This is a genomic window from Gordonia otitidis (genome assembly GCF_020735545.1).
GTDB lineage: Bacteria > Actinomycetota > Actinomycetes > Mycobacteriales > Mycobacteriaceae > Gordonia > Gordonia otitidis.
Window position 1 is genome coordinate 4,631,353 of sequence record NZ_CP085974.1, and the last position, 14,994, is coordinate 4,646,346.

Below are 14,994 nucleotides of genomic sequence, written 5' to 3' on the forward strand. Positions count from 1 at the left end.
CTCCTGCGTCTACCGTGTGATGGCCATGAATGAACCTTTCGAGAGAGCGGTATCGATCCACGGCGCCACGGTGCTGCGGGTGTGTCGGGCAGCGCTCGGTGCCGGCGCGGACGCCGACGATGCCTGGTCGGAGACCTTTCTCGCCGCTCTACGCGCGTGGCCCGACCTCGCCGACGACACCAACGTCGAAGCCTGGCTGGTGCGTGTCGCCCAGCGCAAGGTCGTCGATGTTCTTCGTGGCCGTCACCGTCGGGCGGTACCAACGGCGACGATTCCGGAAGCGGGAGAACACCGCACAGATGCTGTCGACGACCTCGGCGTCTGGGATGCCGTTGCCCGCCTCCCCGACCGTCAGCGGCTCGCCATCGCCTACCACTACGTCGGCGGTCTCCCCCACACCGAGACCGCCCAGTTGCTGAACAGCTCCCCCGACGCGGTTCGACGTGCCGCTGCCGACGGGATGAAGACTCTGCGGCGCATACTCGCCGAACCCGACAACCCACGAGGACTGTACGACCATGAGTGACGACACCCAGAATTGGCACGCCGCGGTAGCCGACCTCCCCGTCGCGGAACGCGACCTCGACAATCTGCATTCGCGGCTGGAATCCGTTGCGCTGCAACAGGGCATCGTCGACGTCGGTTACCGTGTCGTCGACACCGAGATCGGGCGGCTCCTGCTGGCCGCAACCACGGTGGGTTTGGTCCGGGTCGCCTTCGAGAGCGAGGGCTTCGACGCCGTCCTCGACGACCTGGCACGGCGAGTGAGTTCTCGAATCCTGTGCGCACCAACGATGCTCGACGATGCGGCCGTACAGCTCGGTGAGTACTTCGACGGCCGTCGACACGAGTTCGCGCTGCCACTCGACTACCGGCTGTCTTCAGGATTCAGACAGCAGGTCCAGCGATCCCTGCCCACCATCGGATACGGGCATACCGTGACCTATGCCCAACTCGCTCACCAGGTCGGCAACCCGAAGGCGGTGCGTGCCGTCGGCACAGCGTGTGCCACCAATCCCCTACCCGTGGTCGTCCCGTGCCACCGCGTCCTGCGCACGGACGGGACACTCGGCGGATACCTCGGCGGGGTGGAGGTGAAGTCCGCGCTGCTCGCGATGGAGCGTGCCGCCTGACTCGAACCCGGCATCGTGCGACTGTCCGGCTAGACTGGGGAGCACGCCTTGAGCCACTGGGCACCGCGATCGTCCGACCTCTCCCGGGGGGCCTCACCGTGCGTGCATCAGTTTTCTCTGCTTCACCGGCGCAGTCGCGCGGACCCGACGTGTCGTCGCGGCCGACGACGATCAACCGGGTTGTCGTGGTGGTTCCCGCTCACAATGAAGAAGACCTGCTCCACGACTGTCTGTCGAGCGTGCTCACCGCGGCCGGCAACACGACGCGCTCGGTGGAGGTGACCGTGGTTCTCGACGCGTGTACGGACGCGACAGCGCGGCGAGTGCCGCCGGGCGTAGACGTGATCTCCTGTGCGTTCGCCTCCGTCGGCGCAGCCCGACGCGAGGGTTTCGCCAGACACGGGTCTGCCGCCGATTCGGCACGGACCTGGTACGCCAGTACCGATGCGGATAGCCGAGTGCCGCCGAACTGGCTCGAACAGCAACTCGATTTCGGAGATCGGGGGGTCGACTGCTATCTCGGGACCGTCACGCCCGACGATTTCACTGGGTGGGCGCCGGGCGTCGAACAGCGGTACCTGCGCGGCTACAGCCAGAAGGAGGGACACGGCCACATCCACGGCGCGAACCTCGGGATGCGGGCCGCGATCTATCACGCGGTGGGCGGGTTCGCTCCCCTCGCACATGGAGAGGACGTCGACCTGGTGTCTCGCGTGCGTGCCCGTGGTGCGCGGGTGGTCGCGTCTGCGCACGCTCCCGTGGTGACCTCGACCCGCGCGCACGGGCGGGCGGCACACGGTTTCGCGGCGCACCTTCGGGCGCTGGCCCTTCCCGCCGCCGAGGGGCACGCATGACGGGGACCGCAGCACAGCGAGCACGGAGCATCCTCGACAGTGCGCCTGCTGCGCCATATCCGGGCGGCGGAGCCACCGGGGCACGGTGGCAGACGCTGCGGGATCTGTGCCACGTCGACATCGCCGTCGGACGGCTCGTGGAAGCCCACCTCGATGCCGACGCGATCCTGCACGAACTGGCCGGGTGCGGGACTGCGCCCGAGCAGTTCTGGGGCGTGTGGGCGGCTGAGCCCCCACACCCACGGGTAACCGCCGTATGCGGCGCCGACGGTGGCTGGACGCTCTCGGGAGCCAAGCCGTGGTGTTCCGGTGTCGTCTCGTGCACCCACGCCCTGATCACCGCAGACGTCGACGCCGGGTCTGCACGTCGACTGTTCGCCGTCGCGCTCGACGCCGCGGGTGTGCGTCGGGAGCTCACCGACTGGACCACCACGGGTATGGACCGGACAGAGACGGGCACGGTGATCCTCGACAACGTTGCCGCAGAACCGATCGGTGCGCCCGGCGCCTACCTCGACCGCCCCGGTTTCTGGCATGGCGGGATCGGAGTGGCGGCATGCTGGGCGGGTGGTGCGCACAAGGTCGCCGACGTGCTCTATGCCGCCGTGGCGGACACCACGCGAGCGCCATCGGACATCCTGCTGATGCACCTCGGCGCGGTCGAGGCTCATCTCGCGAGCGCCGTCGCGCTCCTCGACGACACCGCTCGCGCCGTCGACGGCGCTCCACACGACGCCGAACTTGCCCGCCGGCGGGCACTGATCGTGCGCTGGTCGGTGGAACAGGTCGCTGGTGCCGTGATCGACCGGGTGAACCGGGCACTGGGTCCGGGGCCGCTCGTGCACGACGCCGAACACGCCCAGGCGGTCGCCGACCTCCAGGTCTACGTCCGCCAATCGCATGCCGACTCCGACCTCGTGGCTCTCGGCAAAGCGGTGTCGGAGAGTACACAGACGGCTTTCCGCTAGCCCTCACCTCCCGGGTTGTCGGGCGTCGTGCCGATATGTTGGGGTCTATTACGCCCGGCAGATCGTCGGCGCACCTGGACCGTGGAAAGACACGAACAGCCGATGGATGTGGACGGACGCGAGATCACGGTCACCGGTGATCTCCTGCAGCCACTGATCCGACGCACGTCGGACATCTTCCGGCTGGTCGTCTCGGCGATGGTGTTGGTCGTCGTGGTCGTGAGTTCGCTCATCACCCGAGGCGACTGGGTGGCGCTGGAAAAGTCCATCTCCGACATCGTCGGCGTCCTCACCCCCACGCAGGCAGGCCTGGTCTACCTCGCGTACGGCATCGCAATTCTCGCTCTACCGTTCATGATCCTGGTCGGCCTCCTCGCGGCGCGGCAGTGGCGCCTGCTGTGGGCGTACGCGACGGCGGCCGCGATCAGCTTTCTCGCGCTCTCGGTCAGCGAGAACGGTATCGCCGCGCCCACCTGGCATTTCGATCGAGGCGAACGACTGGACTCACTCTTGTCGCAGTTCCTCGACGATCCTCGATGGATTGCGATGCTCGCAGCCGTCCTGACCGTGTCGGGCCCCTGGTTACCCGCACGGTGGCGTCGATGGTGGTGGATCCTGTTGCTGGCGTTCGTCCCCATCCACCTGGTGGTCAGCGCGGTCGTTCCCGCCCGAGCCGTGCTCGGACTGGCCACCGGCTGGTTCGTCGGTGCGTTGGTCGTATGGGTGGCGGGAACGCCTGCGCTGGTTGTGCCCCTGGAGGACGCGGCGCGGATACTTGCCCGTCGCGGGGTCTCGGTGACCGCTATGCGCGTGATCCGGCCCGCGAGCCGCGGACCGCTGGAGCTCGTCGCAACCGCGGACCGTGACGTCATCGTCGACCTCTACGGGCCCAATCAGCGAAGCGCCGGCCTGCTCCGGGAGTTCTGGCGAAAAATCCGCTTGCGGTCGGAAGAGACAGCACCACTTCAGCTTTCCGTGCATCGCATGGTCGAACACCGAGGCCTCATGACGCTGACCGTCGACGGGCTCGGGCTATCGAACAGCTCGACGCTGGCGGTCGCTCTGCTCGACCGCGACTGGACGATGTTCGCGGGGACCCCGCCGCAGGGAACGCCACTGAACACATGCAGCGACGACGTCCCGGTCGCCGAGGTGTGGGGAGCTCTGCACGCGCTGCACTCGGCGGCGATCTCACACGGTGATCTGCGTGGCCCGCAGATCACCGTCGTCGACGGAGCCGTCAGATTCGGCGGATTCCACTTCGCCGAGTTCGGTGCCTCCGACGTCCAGTTGCAGTCCGACATAGCCCAACTTCTCGTGACCACCACCGACCTGTACGGCTCTCATGCCGCGGTCACCGCGGCCATCAACGCATTCGGCGCCGACGCCGTACTCATCGCGTCCCGCCGACTCAGTGCGTCGGCCCTGCCGAAGCGGATCCGGGACGCCGTGGCCGACGGTAAAGGCGCGATGTCGTCGGCGCGGGAGGAGATCCGGTCGCAGACGGGTGCCGACGAGATCCGGGCCGAGACCATCACGCGATTCAGCCGTTCGCAGATCATCCAACTCGTCCTGCTCGTCGCCCTGGTCTATGTCGCCTATCCGTTCATCAGCACGGTTCCCACGTTCTTCAGTGAGCTGCGCACACTCGACTGGTGGTGGGCGCTGCTCGGCCTCGCAGCGTCGATGCTCACCTACGTCGGCGCCGCTGCGGCGTTGTGGGCGTGCGCAGACGGGTTGACCAGCATGTGGCGCCTGACCGTCATGCAGTTCGCCAACACGTTCGCCGCGACGACAACCCCCGCAGGTGTGGGCGGACTCGCCCTGAGTACTCGGTTTCTCCAGAAGGCAGGGCTCGGCGGAGTGCGTGCGACCACTGCCGTTGCGCTGCAGCAGAGTGTGCAGGTGATCGTGCACGTCGTGCTCTTGCTGTTCTTCACCGCCGTCGCCGGCACGTCGGCCGACCTGTCGCATTTCGTCCCCTCGGCCACGGTGCTCTACCTGGTGGCCGGCATTGTGCTCGGGGCACTCGGACTCTTCTTGTTCATCCCCAAGCTCCGACATTGGCTCGGTGCGTCTCTCGGCCCGAAGTTGCGGGAGGTGCTCGCCGATCTCCGAGCAGTCGCGCGCGAGCCGCGGCGACTTGCGATCATCACACTCGGTTGCGGCGCAACAACTCTCGGCGGTGCGCTCGCATTGTGGGCGAGCGTGCACGCTTTCGGGGGCACCGTGTCGTTCATCACGGTGACTGTGGTCACGATGGTCGGCGGGACTCTGGCATCGGCTGCCCCGACACCCGGCGGCGTCGGGGCCGTCGAGGCCGCGTTGATCGGTGGTCTGGCCGCGTTCGGAGTGCCGTCCGCCGTCGCCGTTCCCGGAGTTCTCCTCTACCGGGTCCTGACGTGTTGGCTGCCGGTCTTCGTCGGATGGCCGGTGATGCACTGGCTCACCCGCAAGAACATGATCTGAGCGCTGTGCGGCCGGCGACGGAGTCTGGTTCCCGACGGCGTCGGCGTGCGCAGTAGGCTGACCTGCGACCACGTTTCAACATCTGGAGGAGCTCCATGACACAGCTCGGAGTAGTCGGCGGCGGCACGATGGGTGCAGGTATCGCCGAGATCGCGATCCGCGCGGGCGATGACGTCCTCGTGCTCGAACGCGACCAGGCTGCTGCGGACGCGGCCCGCGCGCGTATCGAGAAGTCGATCAACCGTGCGGTCTCGAAGTCGAAGATCAGCGCCGACGATGCCGAGCAGGCGTTGGCCCGTCTGACGCTGACCACCTCGGTGTCCGACTTCGCCGACCGCGAACTCGTCATCGAGGCCCTGCCCGAGATCGAGGCACTCAAGGTGGGTTTCTTCGCCGAACTCGACAAGATCACCGCTCCGACCGCGATCCTCGCGACCAACACGTCGTCGATCCCGATCATCCGAATCGCCAAGGACGTCGCGGACCCGAGTCGCGTTGTCGGTGTGCACTTCTTCAACCCCGTGCCCGTCATGCCGCTGGTGGAGATCATCTCTAGCCTCGCCAGTTCGCCCGAGGCGATCGCAACGGTGACAGAGTACGCACGAGATCATCTCGGCAAGAAGACGATTCAGGCAGGCGACCGCGGCGGATTCGTCGTGAACGCCTTGCTCATCCCGTACCTCGTCGACGCCATCCGCATGTACGAGAGCGGCTACGCGTCCAAGGAGGACATCGACACCGGCATGGTGAACGGCTGCGGACACCCGATGGGTCCGTTGACGCTCAGCGACACCGTCGGGCTCGACGTCGTTCTCGACGTCGCCGAGTCGCTCTATGACGAGTTCCGCCAGCCTCACTATGCGCCGCCACCACTGCTTCGTCGCATGGTCGAGGCGGGCTACCTGGGCAAGAAGTCGGGCAAGGGCTTCTACGACTACTCGTCCTGACACCGCGAGCACTCTGCTACACGAGGGTCCCGGCTGACATCGATCAGCCGGGACCCTTGTGTATCAGTGGGCAGATGCCGTCGGCACGCTCACACCGGCAGGCGACTGCCACTCGTACGGCGTAGATCCGAGAACGCCTGGATCGACGTCGAGATGGCGGTCGCGACCGGTCGAGCGTTGACGTCCTCACTCTTCGAGACCATCACCACGTTGTCGATATAGGGCTGGATGGTGCTCGTGTTCTGCACTGTCGCCACGATGATCAACTGGAAGCCGAACTTTCGGAAGGCGGCGAGTGCCTGCTGTGCGAACTGGGGGTCGGACTTGGAGAAGGCCTCATCGAGCATCAACTGCGCGAAAATCGGACGGTTTCCGTTGCCAGTGGGGCTCGCGAGGTTGAAGCTCAAGGCTCCTGCGAGGCAGAACGCCATGAGTTTCTCCTGCTCACCGCCCGAGTTGTCACCGGCGTTGCTGTACGTGCGGATGGTTTCCCCGGTATCGGCGTCGCGCTCTTCGCAGTAGAAATCGAATCGGTTTCGCACGTCGAGTGCGTCGCGGGTCCACTGTCGGTCCTCCGGAGTCGCCCCACCGAGCCGCTCGCGCAGGAGCAGGATGTCGGCATACTGCTCGAGGATCGCCTCCTCGTCGCCGAACCCGACGGCAGCGGTGCGCGCCGAGATCTGTCGTGCCTTGTCGGTCAGTTCGGCCACCGCGGCCAGCGTCTTGCGACCGGGGCACAGCCGCAGACGTGTACCACGGTTGAACGCCACAGAGCCGAGCCCGGAATTGACCCTCTCGATCTGTTCGACGATCCGTCGCTCTTCGGCCTCGGCCGCCATGTGCAGACTCAGGATCGCGCCGGGAGCCTGTTCGGTGATCAGTCGTCGCATCCGTTCGTACGCGGCGGGCAACTCCCTCTCATCGATCCGGCGACAGAGGGCCACGTAGTCGTGGACCCGCTCGTCGAAGTCGTCGCTGTCGTTGGGAATCGCATCGGGAAACTCCTTGTCGTAGGAGTCCAGGATGCGACCGAGTTCGTCACGTGAGCGCCGGGTGTCGGCGCGCATGCGATCGCGTTCGCGCCCAACCGCTTTGAGTAGCTCCTGACGGAACGGATCGGGAGCGAGTACGTCGAGGACCGCCGGAGACTCTTCCCGGAAACGGTCGAGCGTCGTCTCGGCATGTGTCGAGATCGGCTCGAGCTTCAATCTGTCGACGAGATCGAGCAGCCGTGTACGGCGGTTGTCGTGCGTGGCGATCTTGTCGCGCACCAACGCGGCCTGCGAGATCGCCGCACGAACCTGTTCCCAGATGTCCTCGGCCTTGCGCTGCAACGCCTCGGTATCGGGATGTTCCTCCATCAACAGTTCGTACTGCTCGGTGAGAGTGTCGACGCGGTCGTCGGCTGTGTCGAGGTCGATCTCGCTCCACTGTGTGAACTGTTCGCACACCCGACGGTAGGCGTCACGTCTCTGCTCCGAGAGCGTTCGCTCGCGGTCGAGTTCTGCGCTGCGAGCGCGTGCCTGCTCGTAGAGCTGGTTCTCGAGGTCGAGTTCTTCTTGCAGCGCAGCGATCTTGGCGGTGACGTTGCCGACGAAGATGTACTGCGACGGACGCAACTGCCCGCGGTCGTCCTTGATCGCGAGCTTCGCCGAGTCCTTGCGCAGACCACGATCGGTCACGGCCTTGGAGTGTTCGACGAAGTCCGCGGTGGATTCCACGCACACGTAGTTGCCGAGCTTGGCCAGGATCGTCAGTGCCTCGTTCGTACACGGGTGATCGGGTTCCGCAGCACGCAACGTTGCCCCGAGGGTGCCCGGCTCGACCAGCGGAGCCGGACGCGCTTCGGCATGGTGGAGCTGAATCCGGCCCCGCATGTCATGATCGTTGACGAACTTGAGCGCGGCTGCGAAATGCTTGTCCGGCACCAACAGTCGCAATCCGGCGTTACGCAGAACCTTCTCGACCGCCACTCGCCACCGCTCGGCGGAAGGAGCGAGTTCCACGAGCTCTGCCACGTAGCGCAGCTCCGTCTCGTCGACTTGCAATGCGCTCGCGATGATTCGACGCATCTCATGTTCCGCACGAGGCAGCGCAGAACCCGCATGCCGTACTCGCTCGAGTTCTTCACGCGCGGCATCACGTTGGGCGCGGGCAGCGACTTCGGTGGCGAGGGTCTCGGCGAAATGCGGCTTCCCGGCTTCGAGTTGACCGTCGAGTCGGGTCGCCTCCTCCATCAGGTGCTCGCGCAGTTCCCAGAAGGCCTCACCGTCCTCGGGGACGTCGAATCCGAGTGCTGCGATCTTGTGCTCGTATGTCGCGCGGCGAATAGATGCCTCGTTGCTCGCCTTCTGCGCGGTCGAGAGTTGTTCTTGTAGCGGAGCGAGATCGCCGGTCGACGTCGCTATCCGCCCGAGCAGGTGACTGTGATCCTGGCGTAGTTGATCGTGCTGCGCGGTCAGCGCGGCCAGGTCGGCGTCGAGGCGGGCGATCTGATCGTCGAGATCGCCGATCTCGGGTTCGGCGTTGCGTATACGAAGATTCGTCACATACGACCGGACAACCTCGGGTTCGATCGTGTCGAGAACTGTGAAAGTCGCCGACTCTGCTGCGTAGCGTTCCTGCAACGCCTCGACGTTGTCGAGAATGGTGCGCTTGCGTCGTGAGACGTCGAGGAGTTCACGTGCCTCCACGAGCGGATCGATCTGCTCGAGCGCGTCGGAGATCCCGGCGATACTCGTCGGTTCGTCGAGCATGAACTCCCGGACGAACTGTGCGAGTCCACCAACACTCTTGAGAGACTTGGCTTTGCCGAGCAACTGTTGTGCTGCGTCGGAGGCGCGGATGCCGATGAGTGAGTACAGCGTCGTGAGGTACTTGCCCTCCCCGGGCCCGCCCTGCCACCCTCGATCACGGAAGCGTGCTGCGCTGTAGTTGTTCGCTGCCCAGTCGTTGCAGGCGTCGACGATGTCGACGTCGCCGTCGTGGATGAAGTAGGCGCTGTGCGCATCGGTGAGCTTTCCCGCGGCCAGCCACTTCAGGACCAGCCCGGTGATCGCCGTGCCGGACGTCGAGGTGTACGTGACAGAGATCGCCGCCCACGCCGGTCCGCTGCCCCGCAGATACATGATCTCGCGATGGGCTCCCGTCGCATCGCGGCGTTCGCCCCACGCGCCACGCACATACTTGCCCACTGTGCGCCTGCCGCCGGACGAGCCGGCTGCGGTGGTGTCACCCGACGCGTTGAAGTTGCGTCGGTGGTCGGGCAGGAATGCGAGTGAGATCGCATCCAGCAGTGACGATTTGCCACTTCCGGATGATCCGGTGATGAGTGCGCCGCCCGGGCTGAAGTCGATGGAGTGGTACCCGTCGAACACACCCCAGTTGATGAGCTGCAACCGCGAGAGGTAGTACTGCTCGTCGCTGTCGCGCAGCGCGGCACTGCTTCCTCGTTGATCCGGCCTGTAGAAATTGCTCACCACTCGTCTCCTTCCTCGTCGGCATAAGCGTCGGTGTCGTCGGCGGACGACGGGCCGTCTGTGCCGTCCCACGCATCGGAGTCGGTCTGATCGGTGGTGGCAGCGAGGTCGTCGCCGGTGTCTCCGGCACCGACGAACTGCTCGAACTGGCGCTGCAGATCGGTGATGACCGATGCCGTCATCACCGCGGTGATGACCGGACTCACAGTGAAGGTGTCCGGGTCGTCTCGATGGCGGCGGAGGAAATCGAGCTCTTCCATCTTGTCGATCGCACGCTCGATCCTCTTGTCGAACAGCGCGAGGTCGCGATCGATGGTGTTGGTCACGCCCGCGAACAGCTCGTGGATCTCCTCACGGGTGATGATCGCGGTCTCCTCGCGCGACGACCGCAGGAACTTCGCCAGGTGCAGCGCAAGGATCGCATCGTAGGTCTGAATCGTTTCCCGCTTGAGAATTCTTCTACCCCAGCGTGATTCGTAGCCAGCCTGTTCCACGAAGGCCACCTGGAGCTCGTCGACGAGACGCAACCTGAGATCGAGTTCGGACAGACGGCTGCGCAACAGTTCCTGGTATTCGGTCACCCACGCCCACAGCTGCGGGTTTCGATCCCCACTGACATGCCTGCGGGTGAGGAGGTTCTGGAGCGCCCAGCACGCGCGGTCGGGCATCGCCGAGACGTCACCGTCGAATCTGGGTGCGCGCGGCTCGTCGACGCGTCCGCGGGTCGCAGCGGACGGTAGGTCGTCATACCCGGCGTACTCGTCAGCGGGCACCGCAGGGGATCCGGTCACGCCGCCCTCGGTGGTGTCCGCCGTCGAATTGTGCGGACCGGTCGTGTCAGTGCTTGTCATCAGGCGTCGGCTTCCGTGCTGAGAATCGAATCGGAGTCGCTGTACTGCGACGGGATGGGTTCGCTGAACATCAACACCGGAACCTCGATCGCGCGATCCTCACCCTCGAGGGAGCGGAACCGGACGAACGACGACGCGCCACCGTCGCCGGCCGTATTCGCGAAGGCATCCACCGAACGTGTGTCCCCAGGCTGGCGCTGTGTATTCCGAGGCTGGCGCTGTGAGTCCCGAGGCTGGCGCTGTGTATTCCGAGGCTGGCGCAGTTTTTCCTTAGGCTGGCGCAGTGTATTCCTAGGCTGGCGCAGGGCCCACGACCACAACACGATCACATGCGCCAGATACGGCTCGTCGAGCGCGTCGATCGCCTCGCTCAGCGACACCGGGCCGCTCGCCAGCTTCTCGTTGACGACGTCGGCGAGTTCGACCGTGTCGACCTGGCCTGCGAGTGACGCGAACGACGCCAGATTGGTGCGACCGTCAGCAGGACGGGCCTGCTCAGGCGGCGCGGGATTACGGATCTCGAAAGCAAGGCGGCCGATCGAGGTGATCAGCGGAGTGGCGACCGGGAGTTCGTACCCGAGGCGACGATCGGCGAGCGAGTCCTTGAGAAGCTCATTCGCTGTGGCCAGTGCGTCGTTGAGCTGACGGGCGACGCCGCGGCTCTGTTCGAGGGTTCCCGACGCCACGAACCTGCGGATGCGGCGGGCGCAGCGCTGCCGGATTCGTCCGACCTCCGCCATCTGCTCGCTCACCAGCGGGAAGAAGTTCTCCATCACCGCGCGCAACCCCGTGTCGATACTGGGCAACCGGTCGACAACGAGTTCGATGTCGGCGATGAGACGGGCGCGCTGCTGCGGATCTTGGATCATCTGGGTGAAAGCGTGATACGACGCACTCTGCGACGACTCGAGGAGAAGCTCGTAATCGTCGAACATCTGACGCTGTCGGTCCCGGTAGGCGAGATCGGAATCATGCGGGTCGTCGAGCAGCGCGGTGGTGATCCGATCGAGCATCGCGCCGTACTGGCCGATGTCACCGATGATCTGTTCCATCTGATAGGCGATCGCGCGCGCCTCGTCCTCGGCGCCGCGAAGGTCGAGAGGTCGGCGACGGCCCTCATTGAGTTCGACGAGCTCGGCGTCGAGTTCATCGATCTGATGCGCGATGTCCTCGCGGATCCGGTCCGGATCATCGGCGACCCGCGTCGCCACCCGATGCAGACCCGCCGCGACACCGGTGATCGAGCCACCGGTGGCGACACTGTCCTCGCGGCGCAGTCGTCGCATGTAGGCGATCACCGAGCGCGCCTCGGTGGTCAGGAAACACACGTTCGGCGCCGACGGTGACGTGGCGTCGGTGACGCGGTGCAACCAGCCCTGCTTGGCCCACGACTTGATGAGATCGAGGCCGGACGGCTGATCGGAGGCATCGAGCTCCGCGAGGTCGCGGTCGAGACGGATCGCGAGGTCGGACTCGGTATGGCGGGTACCGAAATCCAGATGACGCTCCATCAACGTCACATACAGCGCCAAATTGGACGCGGCGAACAGGCGGACTCCCGCCGACCTCTGGATCGCTCGGTTGGCCTCCCAGGTGCCGACCAGCGTCGTCGTGGATGGGACCGGATCTGTTGGTCGTGCGCGCACTGGTCGCATCGGCTCAGTGGCCCGATCCGCCGGAACCGCGGTCGCCGAATCATCCACGGTGGAGTTCGCCATCGTCACCTCACGGTTGCACCTCGTTCACGGACCTCGGTCGAGTTTGCCATGAGCTGATCGTGCGTCGATGGCGGCATCAGGTGACCGAGGACACCCAGCGTGCGAGCCGCGACGCAGCTCATTTCGAGAGCACATGCGGCGCGGGTTTCACGGACGGAATAGGGTTGACGCTGGACGCGCACACCCGCGCGTGGCCAGCGGTTGTGACACACGACCCAATTGTGTCGGGCGACCGGAATCGAGAGCGAAGGCAGGTTATGAGCGACAAGCAACCGACCATCATCTACACCCTGACCGACGAGGCGCCGATGCTGGCGACCTACGCCTTTCTGCCCGTTATCCGGGCGTTCGCCGACTCCGCCGACATCAACGTCGAGACTTCCGACATCTCCGTTGCGTCGCGCATCCTGTCCGAATTCCCCGACTATCTGACCGACGAACAGAAGGTCGGCGACCACCTCGGTGAACTGGGACGTCTCACCCAGGACCCGGACACCAACATCATCAAGCTTCCCAACATCAGCGCCTCGGTACCGCAGTTGCTCGCTGCGATCAAGGAGCTGCAGTCCAAGGGATACGCCATTCCCGACTATCCGGGCAATCCGAAGACCGACGAAGAGAAGGAGATCCGCGACCGATACACGAAGTGTCTCGGTAGTGCTGTCAATCCTGTTCTGCGTGAGGGCAATTCGGATCGTCGAGCACCCAGGGCGGTCAAAGAGTACGCACAGAAGCATCCGCATTCGATGGGTGAGTGGTCGATGGCATCGCGAACCCACGTCGCGCACATGCGTGAAGGCGACTTCTATCACGGCGAGAAGTCGATGACCGTGCAGGGAGATCGCAGGGTCAAGATGGAACTGGTCACCACCGACGGTGAGTCCATCGTCCTCAAGCCCGAGGTCAAGCTTCTCGACGGCGACGTCGTCGACAGCATGTACATGAGCAAGAAGGCGCTGATCGAGTTCTACGAGAAGGAGATGGAGGACGCCTACAAGACGGGCGTCATGTTCTCGCTGCACGTCAAGGCGACGATGATGCGGGTCAGCCACCCGATCGTATTCGGTCACGCCGTGCGCACCTTCTACAAGGAGGCGTTCGCCAAGCACGGCGACCTGTTCGACGAACTCGGCGTGAACGTCAACAACGGGCTCTCGGATCTGTACGCCAAGATCGAATCGCTGCCGGCGTCGAAGAAGGAAGAGATCGTCGACGACCTGCACAAGTGCCACGAGCACCGGCCGGAGCTCGCCATGGTCGACTCCGCTCGCGGCATCTCCAACTTCCACTCCCCCAGCGATGTGATCGTCGATGCGTCGATGCCCGCGATGATCCGCGCCGGCGGCAAGATGTATGGCGCCGATGGTCGGCCCAAGGACACCAAGGCGGTCAACCCGGAATCGACGTTCTCGCGGATCTATCAGGAGATGGTCAACTTCTGTAAGACCAATGGGCAGTTCGATCCGACGACGATGGGCACCGTGCCCAACGTCGGACTGATGGCCCAGAAGGCCGAGGAGTACGGCTCGCACGACAAGACCTTCGAGATCCCGGCCGACGGTGTCGCGAACTTCGTCGACCTCGAGACCGGGGAGATCCTGCTGTCGCAGAACGTCGAGGAGGGCGATATCTGGCGCATGTGCATCGTGCGCGACGCCCCGATTCGCGACTGGGTGAAGCTGGCCGTGACGCGTGCGCGTGAGTCGGGCATGCCGGTGGTTTTCTGGCTCGACCCCTACCGTCCCCACGAGAACGAGCTGATCACCAAGGTCAACACGTACCTGAAGGATCACGACACCGAGGGCCTCGACATCCAGATCATGTCGCAGGTGCGTGCCATCCGCTACACGATGGAACGCCTGATTCGCGGCCTCGACACGATCTCGGCCACCGGCAACATCCTGCGCGACTACCTGACCGACCTGTTCCCGATCCTCGAGCTCGGTACCAGCGCCAAGATGCTGTCGATCGTCCCGTTGATGGCAGGCGGTGGTCTGTACGAGACCGGAGCGGGCGGTTCTGCCCCGAAGCACGTCAAGCAGCTCCTCGAGGAGAATCACCTCCGGTGGGATTCACTCGGTGAGTTCCTGGCGCTCGCGGTCAGCCTCGAGGATCTGGGCAAGAAGAACGACAACCCCAAGGCTGAGGTGCTCGCCAAGACACTCGACGCCGCAACGGGACGACTGCTCGAGAACAACAAGGGTCCGTCGCGCAACACGGGCGAACTCGACAACCGGGGCAGCCAGTTCTATCTCGCGATGTACTGGGCGCAAGAGCTGGCCAAACAGACCGACGACGAGGAATTGGCGAAGCACTTCGCGCCGCTGGCGAAGACGCTCGCCGAGAACGAGGATGCGATCGTGGCCGAGCTGAACAAGGCGCAAGGCGAAGCCGTCGACATCGGCGGTTACTACGCACCCGACTCGGAGAAGCTCGCGTCGGTCATGCGGCCGAGCAAGACGTTCAACGAGGCACTCGAGTCGGTTCGCGGCTGACCCGCCCAAACGCCGACCCCTGCACGCGGCTCCCGACCCTGCCTGGTCGGGAGCCGCGTGGCATATCTGGTCCGGAAGTC

The 14,994-nt window shown here is 65.1% G+C and carries 10 protein-coding genes; 7 read left to right on the forward strand and 3 right to left on the reverse strand.

Features of this window, described 5'->3' with window-relative positions; genetic code table 11:
* Window positions 1-25 precede the first annotated feature (25 nt).
* From LK459_RS21140 to LK459_RS21165, 6 genes are all read left to right on the forward strand, one after another.
* On the forward strand, window positions 26-526 hold the full coding sequence (locus LK459_RS21140; RefSeq protein ID WP_227920583.1) for an RNA polymerase sigma factor: 501 nt from the start codon (window positions 26-28) through the stop codon (window positions 524-526).
* Window positions 519-1,133, forward strand: a complete 615-nt coding sequence (locus LK459_RS21145) for a methylated-DNA--[protein]-cysteine S-methyltransferase (RefSeq protein ID WP_227920585.1) — start codon at window positions 519-521, stop codon at window positions 1,131-1,133. The genes LK459_RS21140 and LK459_RS21145 overlap by 8 nt, the downstream gene beginning before the upstream one ends.
* A 149-nt stretch (window positions 1,134-1,282) precedes the next feature.
* Window positions 1,283-1,987 (forward strand): glycosyltransferase, encoded by a 705-nt coding sequence (locus LK459_RS21150; RefSeq protein WP_227920586.1) that lies wholly within the window; start codon window positions 1,283-1,285, stop codon window positions 1,985-1,987.
* Complete coding sequence (locus LK459_RS21155; protein ID WP_227920587.1) at window positions 1,984-2,955, forward strand: acyl-CoA dehydrogenase family protein; 972 nt, start codon at window positions 1,984-1,986, stop codon at window positions 2,953-2,955. Before LK459_RS21150 ends, LK459_RS21155 begins: the two co-directional genes overlap by 4 nt.
* A 102-nt stretch (window positions 2,956-3,057) precedes the next feature.
* On the forward strand, window positions 3,058-5,424 hold the full coding sequence (locus LK459_RS21160; protein ID WP_227920588.1) for a lysylphosphatidylglycerol synthase transmembrane domain-containing protein: 2,367 nt from the start codon (window positions 3,058-3,060) through the stop codon (window positions 5,422-5,424).
* A 95-nt stretch (window positions 5,425-5,519) separates the two neighbouring features.
* Complete coding sequence (locus LK459_RS21165; RefSeq protein ID WP_227920589.1) at window positions 5,520-6,371, forward strand: 3-hydroxybutyryl-CoA dehydrogenase; 852 nt, start codon at window positions 5,520-5,522, stop codon at window positions 6,369-6,371.
* An 89-nt stretch (window positions 6,372-6,460) separates the two neighbouring features.
* On the opposite strand, the gene LK459_RS21170 is transcribed toward LK459_RS21165, so the two are convergent.
* The 3 genes from LK459_RS21170 to LK459_RS21180 are packed head-to-tail and all read right to left on the reverse strand — an operon-like array spanning window position 6,461 to window position 12,356.
* A complete protein-coding gene (locus tag LK459_RS21170; RefSeq protein ID WP_227923928.1) occupies window positions 6,461-9,805 on the reverse strand; it encodes an ATP-binding protein in 3,345 nt (1,114 codons plus the stop codon).
* Between the two features lie 41 nt (window positions 9,806-9,846).
* Window positions 9,847-10,701: a DUF4194 domain-containing protein gene (locus tag LK459_RS21175; protein WP_007237944.1), complete on the reverse strand. Its 855-nt coding sequence runs from the start codon at window positions 10,699-10,701 to the stop codon at window positions 9,847-9,849.
* A complete protein-coding gene (locus LK459_RS21180) occupies window positions 10,701-12,356 on the reverse strand; it encodes a DUF3375 domain-containing protein (RefSeq protein ID WP_407648823.1) in 1,656 nt (551 codons plus the stop codon). Before LK459_RS21180 ends, LK459_RS21175 begins: the two co-directional genes overlap by 1 nt.
* A 320-nt stretch (window positions 12,357-12,676) precedes the next feature.
* On the opposite strand from LK459_RS21180, the gene LK459_RS21185 reads away from it, so the two are divergent.
* Window positions 12,677-14,914: an NADP-dependent isocitrate dehydrogenase gene (locus LK459_RS21185; RefSeq protein WP_007237942.1), complete on the forward strand. Its 2,238-nt coding sequence runs from the start codon at window positions 12,677-12,679 to the stop codon at window positions 14,912-14,914.
* Window positions 14,915-14,994 lie beyond the last annotated feature (80 nt).

Coding starts and splice junctions, on each gene's coding strand:
- LK459_RS21140 (WP_227920583.1), top strand. CDS start 26: ATGAATGAACCTTTCGAGAGAGCGGTATCGATCCACGGCGCCACGGTG.
- LK459_RS21145 (WP_227920585.1), top strand. CDS start 519: ATGAGTGACGACACCCAGAATTGGCACGCCGCGGTAGCCGACCTCCCC.
- LK459_RS21180 (WP_407648823.1), bottom strand. CDS start 12,356: ATGCGACCAGTGCGCGCACGACCAACAGATCCGGTCCCATCCACGACG.
- LK459_RS21175 (WP_007237944.1), bottom strand. CDS start 10,701: ATGACAAGCACTGACACGACCGGTCCGCACAATTCGACGGCGGACACC.
- LK459_RS21185 (WP_007237942.1), top strand. CDS start 12,677: ATGAGCGACAAGCAACCGACCATCATCTACACCCTGACCGACGAGGCG.
- LK459_RS21160 (WP_227920588.1), top strand. CDS start 3,058: ATGGATGTGGACGGACGCGAGATCACGGTCACCGGTGATCTCCTGCAG.
- LK459_RS21155 (WP_227920587.1), top strand. CDS start 1,984: ATGACGGGGACCGCAGCACAGCGAGCACGGAGCATCCTCGACAGTGCG.
- LK459_RS21165 (WP_227920589.1), top strand. CDS start 5,520: ATGACACAGCTCGGAGTAGTCGGCGGCGGCACGATGGGTGCAGGTATC.